At 56.4% G+C, this 15,010-nt stretch carries 9 protein-coding genes and 1 pseudogene; 4 read left to right on the forward strand and 6 right to left on the reverse strand.

The genetic code is table 11. The features are described 5' to 3' along the window. Nucleotides 1-16 precede the first annotated feature (16 nt). Both EXZ61_RS19340 and EXZ61_RS19345 read right to left on the reverse strand, forming a co-directional pair. Nucleotides 17-1,534, reverse strand: a complete 1,518-nt coding sequence (locus EXZ61_RS19340) for a M48 family metalloprotease (protein ID WP_142813496.1) — start codon at nucleotides 1,532-1,534, stop codon at nucleotides 17-19. A gap of 133 nt (nucleotides 1,535-1,667) precedes the next feature. Next, a complete protein-coding gene (locus tag EXZ61_RS19345) occupies nucleotides 1,668-3,230 on the reverse strand; it encodes an alkaline phosphatase family protein (protein WP_142813498.1) in 1,563 nt (520 codons plus the stop codon). A gap of 158 nt (nucleotides 3,231-3,388) precedes the next feature. Here EXZ61_RS19345 and dbpA point away from each other — a divergent pair, with 158 nt between their 5' ends. The 4 genes and pseudogenes from dbpA to EXZ61_RS19365 form a co-directional block, all read left to right on the forward strand. After that, nucleotides 3,389-4,813: an ATP-dependent RNA helicase DbpA gene (gene dbpA / locus EXZ61_RS19350; protein ID WP_142813500.1), complete on the forward strand. Its 1,425-nt coding sequence runs from the start codon at nucleotides 3,389-3,391 to the stop codon at nucleotides 4,811-4,813. Nucleotides 4,814-4,966: 153 nt separating this feature from the next. Continuing rightward, nucleotides 4,967-5,206, forward strand: coding sequence for a hypothetical protein (locus EXZ61_RS19355; RefSeq protein WP_237219011.1), 240 nt, complete (start codon nucleotides 4,967-4,969; stop codon nucleotides 5,204-5,206). Nucleotides 5,207-5,293: 87 nt separating this feature from the next. Beyond that, on the forward strand, nucleotides 5,294-6,019 hold the full coding sequence (locus EXZ61_RS19360; RefSeq protein ID WP_168224827.1) for a class I SAM-dependent methyltransferase: 726 nt from the start codon (nucleotides 5,294-5,296) through the stop codon (nucleotides 6,017-6,019). Between the two features lie 212 nt (nucleotides 6,020-6,231). Next, a pseudogene (locus EXZ61_RS19365) lies at nucleotides 6,232-6,534 on the forward strand (bifunctional salicylyl-CoA 5-hydroxylase/oxidoreductase); the annotation flags it as partial. Nucleotides 6,535-7,020: 486 nt separating this feature from the next. Here the strand turns inward: EXZ61_RS19365 and EXZ61_RS19370 are convergent. From EXZ61_RS19370 to EXZ61_RS19385, 4 genes are all read right to left on the reverse strand, one after another. Continuing rightward, the gene (locus tag EXZ61_RS19370) at nucleotides 7,021-12,153 is read right to left on the reverse strand and encodes a calcium-binding protein (RefSeq protein ID WP_142813504.1); all 5,133 of its coding nucleotides are present in this window, start codon (nucleotides 12,151-12,153) and stop codon (nucleotides 7,021-7,023) included. Nucleotides 12,154-12,165: 12 nt separating this feature from the next. Beyond that, nucleotides 12,166-12,855, reverse strand: coding sequence for a hypothetical protein (locus EXZ61_RS19375; RefSeq protein WP_142813506.1), 690 nt, complete (start codon nucleotides 12,853-12,855; stop codon nucleotides 12,166-12,168). 5 nt (nucleotides 12,856-12,860) lie between these two features. Beyond that, a complete protein-coding gene (locus EXZ61_RS19380; RefSeq protein WP_142813508.1) occupies nucleotides 12,861-14,018 on the reverse strand; it encodes a hypothetical protein in 1,158 nt (385 codons plus the stop codon). Between the two features lie 509 nt (nucleotides 14,019-14,527). Then, complete coding sequence (locus EXZ61_RS19385; protein WP_142813510.1) at nucleotides 14,528-14,998, reverse strand: hypothetical protein; 471 nt, start codon at nucleotides 14,996-14,998, stop codon at nucleotides 14,528-14,530. Nucleotides 14,999-15,010 lie beyond the last annotated feature (12 nt).

A 15,010-nucleotide genomic window follows, 5' to 3' on the forward strand; every position in this document is an offset into this window, starting at 1 on the left:
TAGCGTGCCCAGCCGCCTACTTGGCGGCGATCACTTTCACCAGCTGCCCCGCTTTGGGCTCGCCGCCGGTGTAGTAGCCGTTGATCAGGCGCAGCTGCTTCTCCGGGTTGCTAATGGGCGAGTTCTTGGCCAACTCGGCAAAGCCGCCCTTGGGGTAGGCCACGGTTTGAATCACCCAAGGGCGTGCCGCGGCTTTGTCTTGGGTGGTCAGGGCGCGGAAGCTGCCCTGCGCTTCTTGCAAGCCCGCACGGGCGCGCTGCAGGGCTTGGCCGTCTTTGGCGCTTAACTGCAACACATAGGCGTTCTCCCCGGGGCCGGTGACCACCGTGGCTTCTAGTGACTGGCTTTGGCCTTGCGCGTTTTGGCGCACTCCGACAAAGCGGGTGGCGGGCAAGCCGTTGATGGTCAGCCCCTCGGTGCGGCCCTGGGTGGGTTTGAGCATGGCCTTGATGATGTCATTGGGTGACTTGCCTGCTTTGGGTGGCACCAAGCGCACGACCAGTGCCGCATCACTGGCGGCATTGACCACCGCCAACTGTTCTTGCCCGTTTTGAATGCGCCAGCCGCTCGGTGCGGTGAGGCCAAAGCCCAGAGTGGGGTGGTAAAAGTTGGAACCGCGCGTCAGACCCTGCTCCGCACTGTCGCCAAAGCCCAGCCCTGTGATGGCTTTGAGGTAACGCTCACGGCCTTCGGTGTTGTACGGGCCTTTGTCCGCATATTGCGCTGCGATTCTGGAGATCATCTCCAGGCGCTGGTCGTTCGATGGGTGCGAGGCCAACCAGTCGCCCCCCTTGGGCACAGGGCGTCCCTCGGCTTTGGCTTGGTCTGCGGCAAACAGCTCTTGGTTTTTGAGCACCTTGATCACGTCCACCATGTTGTTGGGGTTGAAAGCGGTGCGCGCCAAGTATTCCGCGCCCAGGCCATCGGCCTGCAGCTCTTGCTCACGGCCATACGACGCTACATAGCCCGCCGCCACGGTTTGCGACACATCGCCCGCCAAGCGGCCCGCACCGGTGACGCCTTGGCTCTCCAACACCGCTCCCAAGACGCTGGCCGCCAGCACGCCCAAGCCTGCGTTTTGCTGGCTGGTGGCGCGCTGGGCGCCGTGGCGTGCGGTCACATGGCCAATTTCGTGGCCAATCACGCCCGCCAAATCGGCCTCGCTGTCCATATAGGCCATGATGCCGCGCGTGACGTACACATAGCCACCGGGCAGTGCAAACGCGTTGATCTCGGGGCTGTCTAGCACGGTGAAGTGCCACTTCAATTCCTTGCGGTGGGAGAGTGCGGCCAAGCGCTGGCCCAAGGCGTTGACATAGCTTTGCACCGCTGGGTTGTTGAACACGCCGTACTCTTGCAGCACCTGTTGGTGGCCTTTGGCGCCTTCGGCCAGTTCATCGCTTTCGCTCATCACCGAGCGCTCGGTTTCCCCGGTGACGGGGTTCACCATTTGGGTGCCGCAACTGGTCAGCAGGGCTGCACCCAAGAGCGCGGGGGCGAGCCATTTGGAAGTGAAACGACGTGGGATGTGCATGGTCATGACCTAATCGAAAAAAGTCAGGTGGATGTGAGGCCTAGGTTTAGCCAAGTGTAGGTGGCATCACATGGAAACTCCATGCGCTGGCGCACCCCGCTTGCACCTACAACGCAACACACAGCCATTGTGTTTACGCGCGGGTCACAAGCCCCGTGGGCCCGACAAACTGGCCGGTCAGCCCACGCGCATTGCTGCGCATGCGCCACGACAGCATGGCTTGGGCATAGCGCAAGACCACAGCGGCGTACTCGGGGTCAGCGGCCACATTGCGCAGGCAATGGGGGTCGGCATGCAGGTCAAACAGCAGGGGCTGCAAGGCGGCAAAGTGGACGTACTGAAAGTCGTGGTCGCGCAGTACCGCCAGCCCACAGTCATCCAGGCCTAGCCCCAGGGCGTCTTGGGCGTTGGGGCTCCAGGTGCTGCGGAAATCAAACTCCCAGTGGGCCGCATGGCGCCAGCCTTGCGGCGTTTGCCCATGGCAAATCGGCAGCAGCGAGTGGCCATCGCATTGGCGCGGTGCGGGCAAGCCCAGCCATTGCAGGATGGTGGGCATCACATCCACCGCCTCAGTAAAGCCGCCAAAGCGCTGGCCCCGGCTGGCATCCGCGTGGGTCTTGGGGTCACGCACGATCAGCGGCACGTGGTAGGCCTCTTTGAAGTAGCCCTCTTTGCCCAGCAGGTGGTGGTCACCCAGCATTTCGCCGTGGTCGGAGGTCAGCACGATGAAGGTGTTGGCGTACTGCCCGGTGTCTTTGAGGTGCTGCACCAAGCGGCCTACCTGCACATCTACCTCGCTGACCATGCCGTAGTAGGTCGCGCGCACCTGGGCCAAGTCTGCCGCACTCAGGTCTTTGACCAAGCCCTGCCCGCCCACGTAGAACGTGCTTTGCTTGAGGTTTTGTAAGTACACCGCCAACAAAGGATGCTGCTCGGCCTCCAGCTCTGGACTGGCAGCACGCTGGGGTGCTGGCACGGAGTTTGGTGCGTATTGGGTATTGAACGGTGCGGACGCAATGAACGGCGGATGCGGCCGAATGTAGGACGCGTGCACAAACCACGACTCTTGGCGGCGCACCCCCACATAGTCCATGATGGCATCGGTCATGAAGTGGCTGATGCTGTGCTCCGCCGCAAACACCGTGGGCGCATTGCTGGGGGCAGCGGGGGCAGCGCCCTCCACCGTCTTGGGGCGGTAGACCTCTTGCATGTCCGTGCCCACGGCGTAGCCCATGCGCTGCAAATGCGCGAGCCACGCATGGGGTTTTTCAGGCAAGTACAGCACCGGCTCCATGCCCGGCAGCACCGACTCGTAGGTGTGCATGGCGGGGTCATTGGCGTGGTGGATGCGCGGGTCGGCCGCCGTGTCGGTGTAGCCAAACAGGGCTGGCGTCAGGCCCACTTTGCGCGCCTCCCAGGCCACATTGCTAAACCGCGGGTCCAGGGGCGAGCCATTGCGCACTACGCCGTTGTTGTGCTGGTACATGCCGGTCAGCAAGGCCGCACGGGACGGCGCACACGGTGAGGCATTGGCGTAGTGCTGCGCAAACAACACTCCGTCCGCAGCCAGCGCATCGATGTGCGGCGTGTGGATGGCCGCGTTGCCCGCGCAAGCCAAGGCATCGGCACGCCATTGGTCTAAGGTGATAAAGAGGAGGTTGCGAGGTTCCATAGCAGGGCGAGGGGTGGGGCTCATGGGGTCAAACTGCGGTCTAGATAGGCTACTGTAGCGCGCAGACACCGCTTGCTGCTCAGCCGGTTACTACGCGCGGGAACCTGGCAATCCAAGCATTTAGCCCCGAACACCTAGGGAATTCCCTAGGCGCGCCAAGGCCAAGCGCCGATAATTGGCGGATGAATACGAACACGACACCCACACAGGGCCAGGCCGAGAGCGGCCCTTCTTTTGCAACTTTGGCCTTGAGCCCCGCGGTCTTGGCCAACTTGGAGCAACTGGGTTACAAAGACATGACCGCCATTCAGGCCGCCAGCCTGCCCACCGCCTTGGCTGGCAAAGACCTGATTGCCCAGGCCAAAACTGGCAGCGGCAAGACCGCCGCATTTGCCTTGGCCCTGTTGGCCAAACTCAACCCCCGCTACTTTGCGGTGCAAGCCGCGGTGCTGTGCCCCACGCGTGAGCTGGCCGACCAAGTCACCACCGAAATACGCCGCTTGGCGCGCGCGGAAGAAAACATCAAAGTCGTCACCCTGTGCGGTGGCATTGCGCTGCGCGGCCAACGTGCCTCTCTAGAGCACGGCGCGCACATCGTGGTGGGCACCCCCGGGCGCATCATGGACCACTTGGAGCGCGGCTACCTGAACCTGGACGCCTTGCAAACCTTGGTGTTGGACGAAGCAGACCGCATGCTGGACATGGGCTTTTTTGACGACATTGCCACCGTGACCAAGCAATGCCCCAAAGAGCGCCAAACCCTGTTGTTCTCAGCCACCTACCCCGAGGGTATTGAAAAGCTGGCCAAACAGTTCATGCGCGAGCCCGTGCAGGTGAAGGTGGAGTCGCAGCACGCGCAGGCCTTGATTGAGCAGCGCTTTTACGAAGTCACCCGCGAGAACCGCTTGCAAACCGTGGCCCAGTTGCTCAACCACTTCCGCCCTGTCAGCACCTTGGCGTTTTGCAATACCAAGCAGCAGTGCAAAGACCTAGTGACCTATCTGCAAGACCAAGGTTTTATCGCCTTGGCCTTGTATGGCGAGCTAGAGCAACGTGAGCGCGACCAGGTGCTGGCGCAGTTTGCCAACCGCAGTTGCTCGGTGCTGGTGGCCACCGACGTGGCCTCACGCGGCTTGGACATTGCCCAGCTGGAAGCAGTGATTAACGTGGACATCACCCCTGACCCCGAGGTGCATGTGCACCGCATTGGCCGCACCGGCCGCGCAGGCGAAGCGGGCTTGGCGCTCAGCTTGGCCAGCATGCACGACATGGGCTCGGTCGGCAAAATTGAGCAGTACCAAAAGCAAAGTTCGGTCTGGCACAAGCTCGACACCCTGACGCCTAGCGGCAAAGGCCCGCTGACACCGCCCATGGCCACCATACAAATCTTGGGTGGGCGCAAAGAAAAAGTGCGCCCCGGTGATGTGCTGGGTGCACTCACAGGCACCGAAGGCGGCGAGGCCTACACCCGCGAACACATTGGCAAGATTCAGGTGACTGAGTTCTGCACCTTTGTGGCCGTGCAGCGCAACCTGGCCCACGCGGCTTGCGCCAAGCTCAATGCAGGCAAGGTCAAGGGCAAGAGCGTCAAAGCCCGGGTGATGTAGACCGGAAACTCGGCCTAGGTCCTAGGGTTTGCTTGTAGGAAAAAATCCTACAAGCGCTCTAGCCATTGGCCGACTTCACATTCGCTAGACCGTGGCTAAAGTTGTCTTAAGCGCCACTGCGACCGCAGTAGCCCCAGCAACTTAAGGAGAGCCATGATGAAAACCTCTAGCGTAGAACTCAACCCCTTTAGCCTCATGATGGAGCCCGAAGTGGTGCTGCAAACCATGGAGCGCTCACAACAACTGCGCGGCCTGCGCCGCCACAAACTGCGCCCCTTGGACAAACCCCTGATCCCTCTGACCAAAGAAGCCCTCGCCAGCCGCGCCGCTTTTGATGCAGCGATTGATGCGGAAGAGCTGGAGGCGATGGAAGATGGGGATTTGTTGAACTGATGGGTAAGGGTTTCTCAGCGCACACTCCTCCTCTCACATCCTAGTGAGCGGTGTTAAGGGGCTGAATGCTTGAACAAAGGGGCTTTTGTGAGACAAGTCGTCAAAGACTACGCGCTAGTAGCGCCCATCCCCCCGGGGAACTATTCATTTGCCGGCAACTCGGTGGGCTGCAAAGAAATAGTCTGCCATTTGTGGAAAGAGAGCAGTGCCCCGCGCACACTGCTAGATATTGGTTTTGGCATCGGTGACTTAGCTCGCATTGTTAGAGCGCGCCCAGAACATGCGCAATGGCACTTGGATGGTATCGATGGCTTCCACGTCGCATGCTGCAACACAGAGCTCTTCAACAAGAAGCACTACCGCCATATCTGGCATGGTCTGGCACAAGAAATACCGGCCGAGCAGCTTGCCAGTTACGACGCCATCTGCTTGTTTGATGTGATTGAGCACCTGGATGTTGTGGCCTCCAAAGCGCTACTGAGACACCTGTTGGCATCCTTGGGACCCAACAGCCGCTTGGTTTTAAGCACCCCGCTTTTTTTCTGGCCGCAAGACCACAAAAACCCGGACGATCTTGAGGAACATCTGATAGGAATCCCAGCCCATAGCCTAGTGGCATTAGCGCCACTGATGTACTTTATACACAGTGACTTCTTGGTCGGCACTTTTGTTTTTTCTCGCAAAAGTCTCGATTTAATCGACGGATTTGTACCCACAAGTGACAAAGCCTTTGACATGAATGCGGGCCGCGTACACCTTGAGTCACTGGGACTCAAGGCGGACGACACCCTGTATTTTGTCAACCCTGCCTAACGCATCCTGGATTCCCAGGCGCGGTTTCGGGCCAGCGACTTCTTTGCATACCCAGAATTGCCGCGTCGCCTAGGCAGACGCGTGCCACTGTTCTCGGGCCACTGATCACCCACAAGCCGCAGCCACCCTAGCCAAAACACCTAGCCCAAAATTACTTGACATCTGAAGGTTTAGGTCTGAGCTAATTGCAAGACCCCACAGTTGCAGTTGCAATGAATATCGTCTGCATTGGCGGAGGCCCTTCTGGCCTGTACTTCGCGCTTTGGATGAAGCGCCACAACCCCTCCCACGACATCACGGTGGTGGAGCGCAACAAACCGTATGACACCTTTGGCTGGGGCGTTGTGTTCTCCGATGCCACGATGGACAACATGCGCCAGTGGGACCCCGAGACTGCGGCTGAGATTCAGCAAGCGTTTAACCACTGGGACGATATGGAGCTGGGCTTTAAGGGCGAGACTATTCGCTCAGGGGGCCACGGTTTTGTGGGCATTGGCCGTAAAACGCTGCTCAACAACTGCGCGGCCTGCGCCGCCACAAACTGCGCCCCCTGGACAAACCCCTTATCCCCTGACCAAGCAAGCCTTAGCCAGCCGAGCCACCTTTGATGCAGCGATTGATGCACAAGAGCTGGAGGCGATGGAAGAAGGGGATTTATTGAATTGAGAGGCGATGCTGGCTCCGTTTGTATGCGAAATCAACAGTATGCGGACCGGTTGAACTTCAAAGGACCCTACGCTTTCGTCAAAGTCTAGCAACAACAGGTAGTCTTTTTCCAGCAATGACTCAAAGGCATCTATTTCATCGTTCTTGAGACTGGAGTAGCCGCCGGTGACGAATAGGTGGTTCTTTGGGATCTTGCGGACTGCCATGCCGCATTCTATTTTGCGAAATGAAGACTCAGGGCGCTGCGCTGTCCCGCCGAAACAGCTCCAAGCAAAAGGGCCTGAATAGCCCTTCGTCAAGTCCGGCCCGAAGCAGCGTATCGTTTGATCAAAACGTCATTGCCAGTTAGCCGCAATCACCGGTGCCAACGCAGTCTGTTGGGCCGCAGTTAAGGTGGTTTGCCCAGCCGTTGGTGGTGCAAAGGCTGCCATGGCATTCACCAAGTTTTGCACTTGGCTGTCCAACAGCGTCTTGCCATCACTGGTTTTGAACTGCTCTACGTGGTATTGGCTACCCAAGTACCAGTTGTTGATGGAGACAGAGCCGTTGTTGCCGATGATGCTGACCTCCAGGTTGTTGTTCACCTTCCGAAACCAAAGCTGATCGGCATGAACGTCACCAAGGTACTGCACTGTATCGGTGTTGCCTGTGCTGGCGTCGTTCTCTGAAATCCAGTCATAACCATCACCGGCCTTAAAGACATAGGTGTCATTGCCAAGCCCGCCGTACAGGATGTCGTTGCCCACGCCACCGATCAAGGTGTCGTTGCCATAGTCGCCGGTGAGCGTGTCGTTGCCAGCACCGCCATCCAAGACATCGTCCTTGGTGGAGCCCGTGATCTTGTCGTTACCGGCCAAGCCATACATGCGGTTGACTTGCCCGTCTTGGCCAGTCATGGTGTCATCGCCAGCGGTGCCTTGAATGGAGACCCGGGCCATGATGTCAGCCACCGTCCACGTCACGCCATCGCTGAACTTGAACAGCTCCATTCGGTAATCAGCGCTGGCTAGAAACCCCGAAATATTCAATACATCGGTGCTGCCATAGGTGATTCTTAGGCCCCCGCCGTTGTTATAAATACCCGTGATATCGGTGGACTTGATGTCGGTGAAGAGCACTGTATCGGTGTTGCCTGTGCTGGCGTCGTTCTCTGAAATCCAGTCATAACCATCACCGGCCTTAAAGACATAGGTGTCATTGCCAAGCCCGCCGTACAGGATGTCGTTGCCCACGCCACCGATCAAGGTGTCGTTGCCATAGTCGCCGGTGAGCGTGTCGTTGCCAGCACCGCCATCCAAGACATCGTCCTTGGTGGAGCCCGTGATCTTGTCGTTACCGGCCAAGCCATACATGCGGTTGACTTGCCCGTCTTGGCCAGTCATGGTGTCATCGCCAGCGGTGCCTTGAATGGAGACCCGGGCCATGATGTCAGCCACCGTCCACGTCACGCCATCGCTGAACTTGAACAGCTCCATTCGGTAATCAGCGCTGGCTAGAAACCCCGAAATATTCAATACATCGGTGCTGCCATAGGTGATTCTTAGGCCCCCGCCGTTGTTATAAATACCCGTGATATCGGTGGACTTGATGTCGGTGAAGAGCACTGTATCGGTGTTGCCTGTGCTGGCGTCGTTCTCTGAAATCCAGTCATAACCATCACCGGCCTTAAAGACATAGGTGTCATTGCCAAGCCCGCCGTACAGGATGTCGTTGCCCACGCCACCGATCAAGGTGTCATTGCCATAGTCGCCGGTGAGCGTGTCGTTGCCAGCACCGCCATCCAAGACATCGTCCTTGGTGGAGCCCGTGATCTTGTCGTTACCGGCCAAGCCATACATGCGGTTGACTTGCCCGTCTTGGCCAGTCATGGTGTCATCGCCAGCGGTGCCTTGAATGGAGACCCGGGCCATGATGTCAGCCACCGTCCACGTCACGCCATCGCTGAACTTGAACAGCTCCATTCGGTAATCAGCGCTGGCTAGAAACCCCGAAATATTCAATACATCGGTGCTGCCATAGGTGATTCTTAGGCCCCCGCCGTTGTTGTAAATACCCGTGATATCGGTGGACTTGATGTCGGTGAAGAGCACTGTATCGGTGTTGCCTGTGCTGGCGTCGTTCTCTGAAATCCAGTCATAACCATCACCGGCCTTAAAGACATAGGTGTCATTGCCAAGCCCGCCGTACAGGATGTCGTTGCCCACGCCACCGATCAAGGTGTCGTTGCCATAGTCGCCGGTGAGCGTGTCGTTGCCAGCACCGCCATCCAAGACATCGTCCTTGGTGGAGCCCGTGATCTTGTCGTTACCGGCCAAGCCATACATGCGGTTGACTTGCCCGTCTTGGCCAGTCATGGTGTCATCGCCAGCGGTGCCTTGAATGGAGACCCGGGCCATGATGTCAGCCACCGTCCACGTCACGCCATCGCTGAACTTGAACAGCTCCATTCGGTAATCAGCGCTGGCTAGAAACCCCGAAATATTCAATACATCGGTGCTGCCATAGGTGATTCTTAGGCCCCCGCCGTTGTTATAAATACCCGTGATATCGGTGGACTTGATGTCGGTGAAGAGCACTGTATCGGTGTTGCCTGTGCTGGCGTCGTTCTCTGAAATCCAGTCATAACCATCACCGGCCTTAAAGACATAGGTGTCATTGCCAAGCCCGCCGTACAGGATGTCGTTGCCCACGCCACCGATCAAGGTGTCATTGCCATAGTCGCCGGTGAGCGTGTCGTTGCCAGCACCGCCATCCAAGACATCGTCCTTGGTGGAGCCCGTGATCTTGTCGTTACCGGCCAAGCCATACATGCGGTTGACTTGCCCGTCTTGGCCAGTCATGGTGTCATCGCCAGCGGTGCCTTGAATGGAGACCCGGGCCATGATGTCAGCCACCGTCCACGTCACGCCATCGCTGAACTTGAACAGCTCCATTCGGTAATCAGCGCTGGCTAGAAACCCCGAAATATTCAATACATCGGTGCTGCCATAGGTGATTCTTAGGCTCCCGCCGTTGTTGTAAATACCCGTGATATCGGTGGACTTGATGTCGGTGAAGAGCACTGTATCGGTGTTGCCTGTGCTGGCGTCGCTCTCTGAAATCCAGTCATAACCATCACCGGCCTTAAAGACATAGGTGTCATTGCCAAGCCCGCCGTACAGGATGTCGTTGCCCACGCCACCGATCAAGGTGTCGTTGCCATAGTCGCCGGTGAGCGTGTCGTTGCCAGCACCGCCGTACATCGTGTCGTTACCCGTGGCACCGTCAAACACATTGTTTTCTAAATCGCCAATGTATGTTTCATTCCCGCTGGTTCCAGTCGGCGACAGACTGGTTAGTAAGTTGGGGATTGCAAGCGCCGGTTTAAGTGAATTCCATAACGGTGATCCATGAGGCAATTCCAAGAGTTCCGAGATTAACTTGTCGTGAACCGTTTGCTTTATTGCTGGCACAGGTATTGCATTGAAGCGGTCTAAGTCCACCAAATCAAACAACGCAGCAGTCGAATCCGAGGCCTTTTTGGTGGCAATCATTTTCAAAAGGGCGGTTGCATCAAACTGCACCCCCTTCTCATCAATCACCAGCCCAATACTGTCCAAGTACGGCTTCAATCGAGTCTGTACAACCAACGCCCCGTAAACGCTGCTCTTTAGCGCGTCATACGCTTGGTTAATCAAGGCCTCTTGCTCCGCGCTGTACGTCACTGTGCCGTAGGTGTAAGTCTTATTCTGGTTGGTGACTGGATCCACATACCACGCCGTAGTGTTGCGCACCCATTTGTCCAAGATGGTCTGGCCGTTGAACTGCTCCAGCGCCGTGATCTTGGCGTACATGGCTGGGTTGTCCAGCGAAAATTTCTCAATGGCTGTATTGCCAAACACGGGGACGCCGTTGATATCGCCAATGACATTGCCACCACCACCAAAATTGCGCAAAGTCCGGTTGGTCTTCACGCTAGTCTGCATCGCACTGGTATTGCCCCAGCTTTGAATCACCGCGTCCAAGTTGGCCATCTGCTGGTCGCGCGTGGTGTCTTGCGCAAACTGGGTCAGCTTGGCTTGCAGTGCTGCGGCCTGTGAGTTGCCCAGGCTCAATGCCGGGCGCAGGTCGCGCACCAAACCGCTGCCTTGCATTTGGGGCAGGGCAAGGGCTGCGGTGGTAAGGGCCGGGTCATCGGTGAATTGGCGGTAGAAGTTGTTGTTGGCCAGTAGCAAGCTGCCTGCAAGTTGGGCGGTGCCTGCGTTGCCATTGGTGCCGGTTGTGGTGGTGAAGCTGCCAGCAAAGGTTTGGGTGTTGTTTCCACCCAAGTCCACATTGCTGGCCGTGCCGGCCACCTTGATGCTGGCTACGCCCAAGTCTGCAAAGGTAAAGAGCTCGTTGGTTTGGCTGATGCCGTCTTGGTTGGCGTCTTTCCACAGTTTGACGCTGGCAAATGCGGCGTCATTCGCATCAAACTTGCCGTCGCCATTGCTGTCCAGGTCGGCCAAGGCTTCAAAGCCGTGGGCGGCGGTCTGGCCTGCTTTGGGGCCACGGGTGAGGATGGTGGCGTCGCCAAAGAGTTCGCGCCCGGAGTCGATCTTTCCATTGCCGTTGATGTCTCGCACCACAATGGCTTCGCCCGATGCGATCCAGCCGGTGGCGGTTTGGATGCCGTCGCCGTCTTGGTCGAAGAGGATGGGGGCAGCAGGGTTGATGCCGCTGGTTTTGATGCCACCGCCGTCGAGGTCTAGGACCAAGGGGTCGCGGCGGGGGGCTACCCAGTTGAGGGCTTGGGTGGTCAATCCGTTGACGTTGCCATTGATGTCGTATTCGATGTCGTTGATGCCTGCTAAGTCTTTTCCAACAATCAGCTTATCGAACTGACCCCAGTTGCTACGCAGCACCCGGCCCAATCCATCTATCAGCTGCGAACTCGCAGAATCCATCAAGTTCTTTGCATAGTCCCTGACCGAAACGCCGTCAATAGATTGATAGTTGCCACCCAAACCGAGCGGCGGTGGAAGAAAATCACCCAAGGTACCAGCCCAACCCCAGCCGGGAAGACCGAGGCCGCCATCGCTAGGTTTACCCACTGCTTGAGCCACATCTCGCTCGATAATGTCCTTGGCACTCGGGATTCCCAAACCATCAATTACGTCCGTCAAAACTTTGTCTGCCAGTGCATCAGATGCCGCTTGAAACTCTGCGTCACTTAATGGATTGCCCAAACGCTCACGAATGCCTTCAGTCGCGCCGCGCACAAACTCACTGCTGAGTGAGCCGTCATTGCCATTGATACTGGCCGCACGATCCAGCCAATTCTCCAGTTTAAGCAGGTCATAGCTGCGACCCGTGTCGGTTGTCTGAATGCGTTTGTCATGCACGATGTCGCGCATGTATTCATACGCTTCGACATACCGTCCATCAATACGCATGGAAGCAAGGTCGGTAAGTTGGATGTGAGATAGATTAACGTAAGGAACTGTCATGATGTGACCTCTTTATTTCTTGATAGAAGTGGATTCGTTGGGAGAAAGCGGGGGGAGTGGTGGCACCACAATTTGGCGGACGTAGTTTTCTACCCAGTCGCGCATTTCTCGGGGGGTGAGACCATAGATATCGGATGAACTATATTCAACACTAAGATTACCCAGCACTCGAGCATTACCTCCACCAATCGTGTTCGCGCTTGATACCAGTCGTCCATTGGCATCCTTAAAAATAAGCACTCTTTTCACATCCCCTGTTTTTGGGTTGGGCTGCGATTCATACACGTCATAACCATCACGCTGCCCCACAAAACGCTCAAGTCCGGGCGAGTTTTTTAGATTTGGAAATTCTGTTTCCGTTTGAATCAAACGCTCACCCCAAGTAAGTTTTTCTTCCGACACTATTTTTATAAAAATCATGATGCGTCGATTTTGCTCGCCCTGCTTCCAGGGAGGTGGCAGTCCCATATCAGGAAAGCCGACTGTCAACGCAAGCAGGTTATCAACAGGTTCTTCCGTCCTGTGTTGCCAGTTGTTAAAGTAACCCCGCTTGATACGAAATTGCCTTTCTAAAACACCATCTTTGAGCGTGATGTCCAGTGGCTCATTTGTGTCTTTTGAAAATACAACAGGCCATAGTAAATAGACTGTAAAAACCGCAATGGGTAGAAATATCCAAGCTAAGCGTTTTAGCCATTTCATTGGACTTATTCCTCTGTCGTTTGAGTCGGACCGGCATCGCACCGACTTTGGTGCTGGCGAGAAACAGCTAACCTTGCGCAACGCAATCCGTATTGCCGAAGGTTTGGGCTGCAAGGCTTCTGAGTTGACGACTGCGGCAGGACTGTAGTTTCATAATCAAATTGGCCACTAGCCCTCGTACTACATGCGCTACCAGCTATATTTTTAGCAGCAGTCTCTTCTCTCAAAATCCCCGACACACCGCTAGTCTGCATCGCACTGGTATTGCCCCAGCTTTGAATCACCGCGTCCAAGTCGGCCATCTGCTGGTTGCGCGTGGTGTCTTGCGCAAACTGGGTCAGCTTGGCTTGCAGTGCTGCGGCCTGTGAGTTGCCCAGGCTCAATGCCGGGCGCAGGTCGCGCACCAAACCGCTGCCTTGCATTTGGGGCAGGGCTTTGGCTGCGTCTGTGAGCGCGGGGTCATCGGTGAACTGGCGGTAAAAGTTGTTGTTGGCCAGTAGCAAGCTGCCTGCAAGTTGGGCGGTGCCTGCGTTGCCATTGGTGCCGCTTGTGGTGGTGAAGCTGCCGGCAAAGGTTTGGGTGTTGTTTCCACCCAAGTCCACATTGCTGGCCGTGCCTGCCACGTTGATGCTGGCTACGCCCAAGTCTGCAAAGGTAAAGAGTTCGTTGGCTTGGCTGATGCCGTCTTGGTTGGCGTCTTTCCACAGTTTGACGCTGGCAAATGCGGCGTCATTCGCATCAAACTTGCCGTCGCCATTGCTGTCCAGGTCGGCCAAGGCTTCAAAGCCGTGGGCGGCGGTCTGGCCTGCTTTGGGGCCACGGGTGAGGATGGTGTTGTCGCCAAAGAGTTCGCGCCCGGAGTCGATTTTTCCATTGCCGTTGATGTCCCGCACCACAATGGCTTCGCCCGATGCGATCCAGCCGGTGGCGGTCTTGGTGCCGTCGCCGTCTTGGTCGAACAGGATGGGGGCAGCAGGGTTGATGCCGCTGGTTTTGATGCCACCGCCGTCGAGGTCTAGGACCAAGGGGTCGCGGCGGGGGGCTACCCAGTTGAGGGCGGAGGTGACAAAGGTGTTGACGGTGGTGTCAACAGTGGTGTCAACTCCTGGCCACGGCATGCCGGTGAAGGGGTCGCCCATCGTCCAATCGCCTGGGGCTGGCAAGTCTGCTCCAGATCCCGGTGACCAGTGATCATTCCATCCTGACTGATTCGGAATGGGTAACCCCGCCCGCGCTAAAGCCTCATCTACAGTGGTATTTGAATTCTGACTTGTTGGCCGGTAAGGCCATTTTTCCGACTGAATGTTGTCGATTGCATCAGTGATCTTTTTCCAATTGTCTGCAAGGTTCTGTCCCGTTTTAATCGTCTCCCTCGGGTCATTCCCTTCATTGTCGTAATCAATCGTGCCGGGTGCGTACACTCCGTGTTCGGTAATTATGTCGCCAAAGGGCGAGCTACCACTCAAACTTCCAGGCCCTACCTGTGCATTCGTAAGGTTGCTAAAAGGATTTCCAACCGGATTCTCGCTTGGGCCTCCACGGGCGTAATATTGGTTTCCGTTGGAATCGGTGTACACAACGTACTTGTGATACCAAGTTTGTCCGTTAACTTGCCCGATTGCTTTGTACCCGACGGTAATTGACTCCATATTTCCTCCTGATGAATTTTTTACTAAAGTGCGTGGCGAAAGATAGACCCTGTGCTGGTCATAACTATTTCGTTTGCGACCTTCAATGTGATACGAGCCTCTTCATATCCTAATATTGAACGGTGGAGTTCTTTGCTGCCACTTATATAAGTGTCACCGTGAGCTACATTAGTTGTTACCGCAAACCCACTTGCCATAAGCACTTCTCTGGCTGCTTGGACAGAGCATCCTGGCGGAATGTATTTTTGCAACTCTTGTGTCAGATCAACTTTGGAACTGCGATCGGTTGTACTTTTCTGCTTTGAGGTTATTGCCTCAAGTAGAGTCGATTGAGCTTGTGTCATGGTTGTTAATGCGATAAGTGAAAAAAATAGTGTGATGCCGGTAACGAGTTTTAGAAGCTTCATCATTTTCCCCTTGGTACTAATTTCTATTAATAGAGTGTTGATTTTTAAAATGTAAACCGGTGAAATCAGAGCCGTGGATAAACGCACTGCTCCAGAACT

The organism is Rhodoferax aquaticus (assembly GCF_006974105.1).
GTDB classification, from domain to species: Bacteria; Pseudomonadota; Gammaproteobacteria; order Burkholderiales; family Burkholderiaceae_C; genus Allorhodoferax; species Allorhodoferax aquaticus_A.

Coding starts and splice junctions, on each gene's coding strand:
- EXZ61_RS19340 (WP_142813496.1), bottom strand. CDS start 1,534: ATGCACATCCCACGTCGTTTCACTTCCAAATGGCTCGCCCCCGCGCTC.
- EXZ61_RS19345 (WP_142813498.1), bottom strand. CDS start 3,230: ATGAGCCCCACCCCTCGCCCTGCTATGGAACCTCGCAACCTCCTCTTT.
- dbpA (WP_142813500.1), top strand. CDS start 3,389: ATGAATACGAACACGACACCCACACAGGGCCAGGCCGAGAGCGGCCCT.
- EXZ61_RS19355 (WP_237219011.1), top strand. CDS start 4,967: ATGATGAAAACCTCTAGCGTAGAACTCAACCCCTTTAGCCTCATGATG.
- EXZ61_RS19370 (WP_142813504.1), bottom strand. CDS start 12,153: ATGACAGTTCCTTACGTTAATCTATCTCACATCCAACTTACCGACCTT.
- EXZ61_RS19375 (WP_142813506.1), bottom strand. CDS start 12,855: ATGAAATGGCTAAAACGCTTAGCTTGGATATTTCTACCCATTGCGGTT.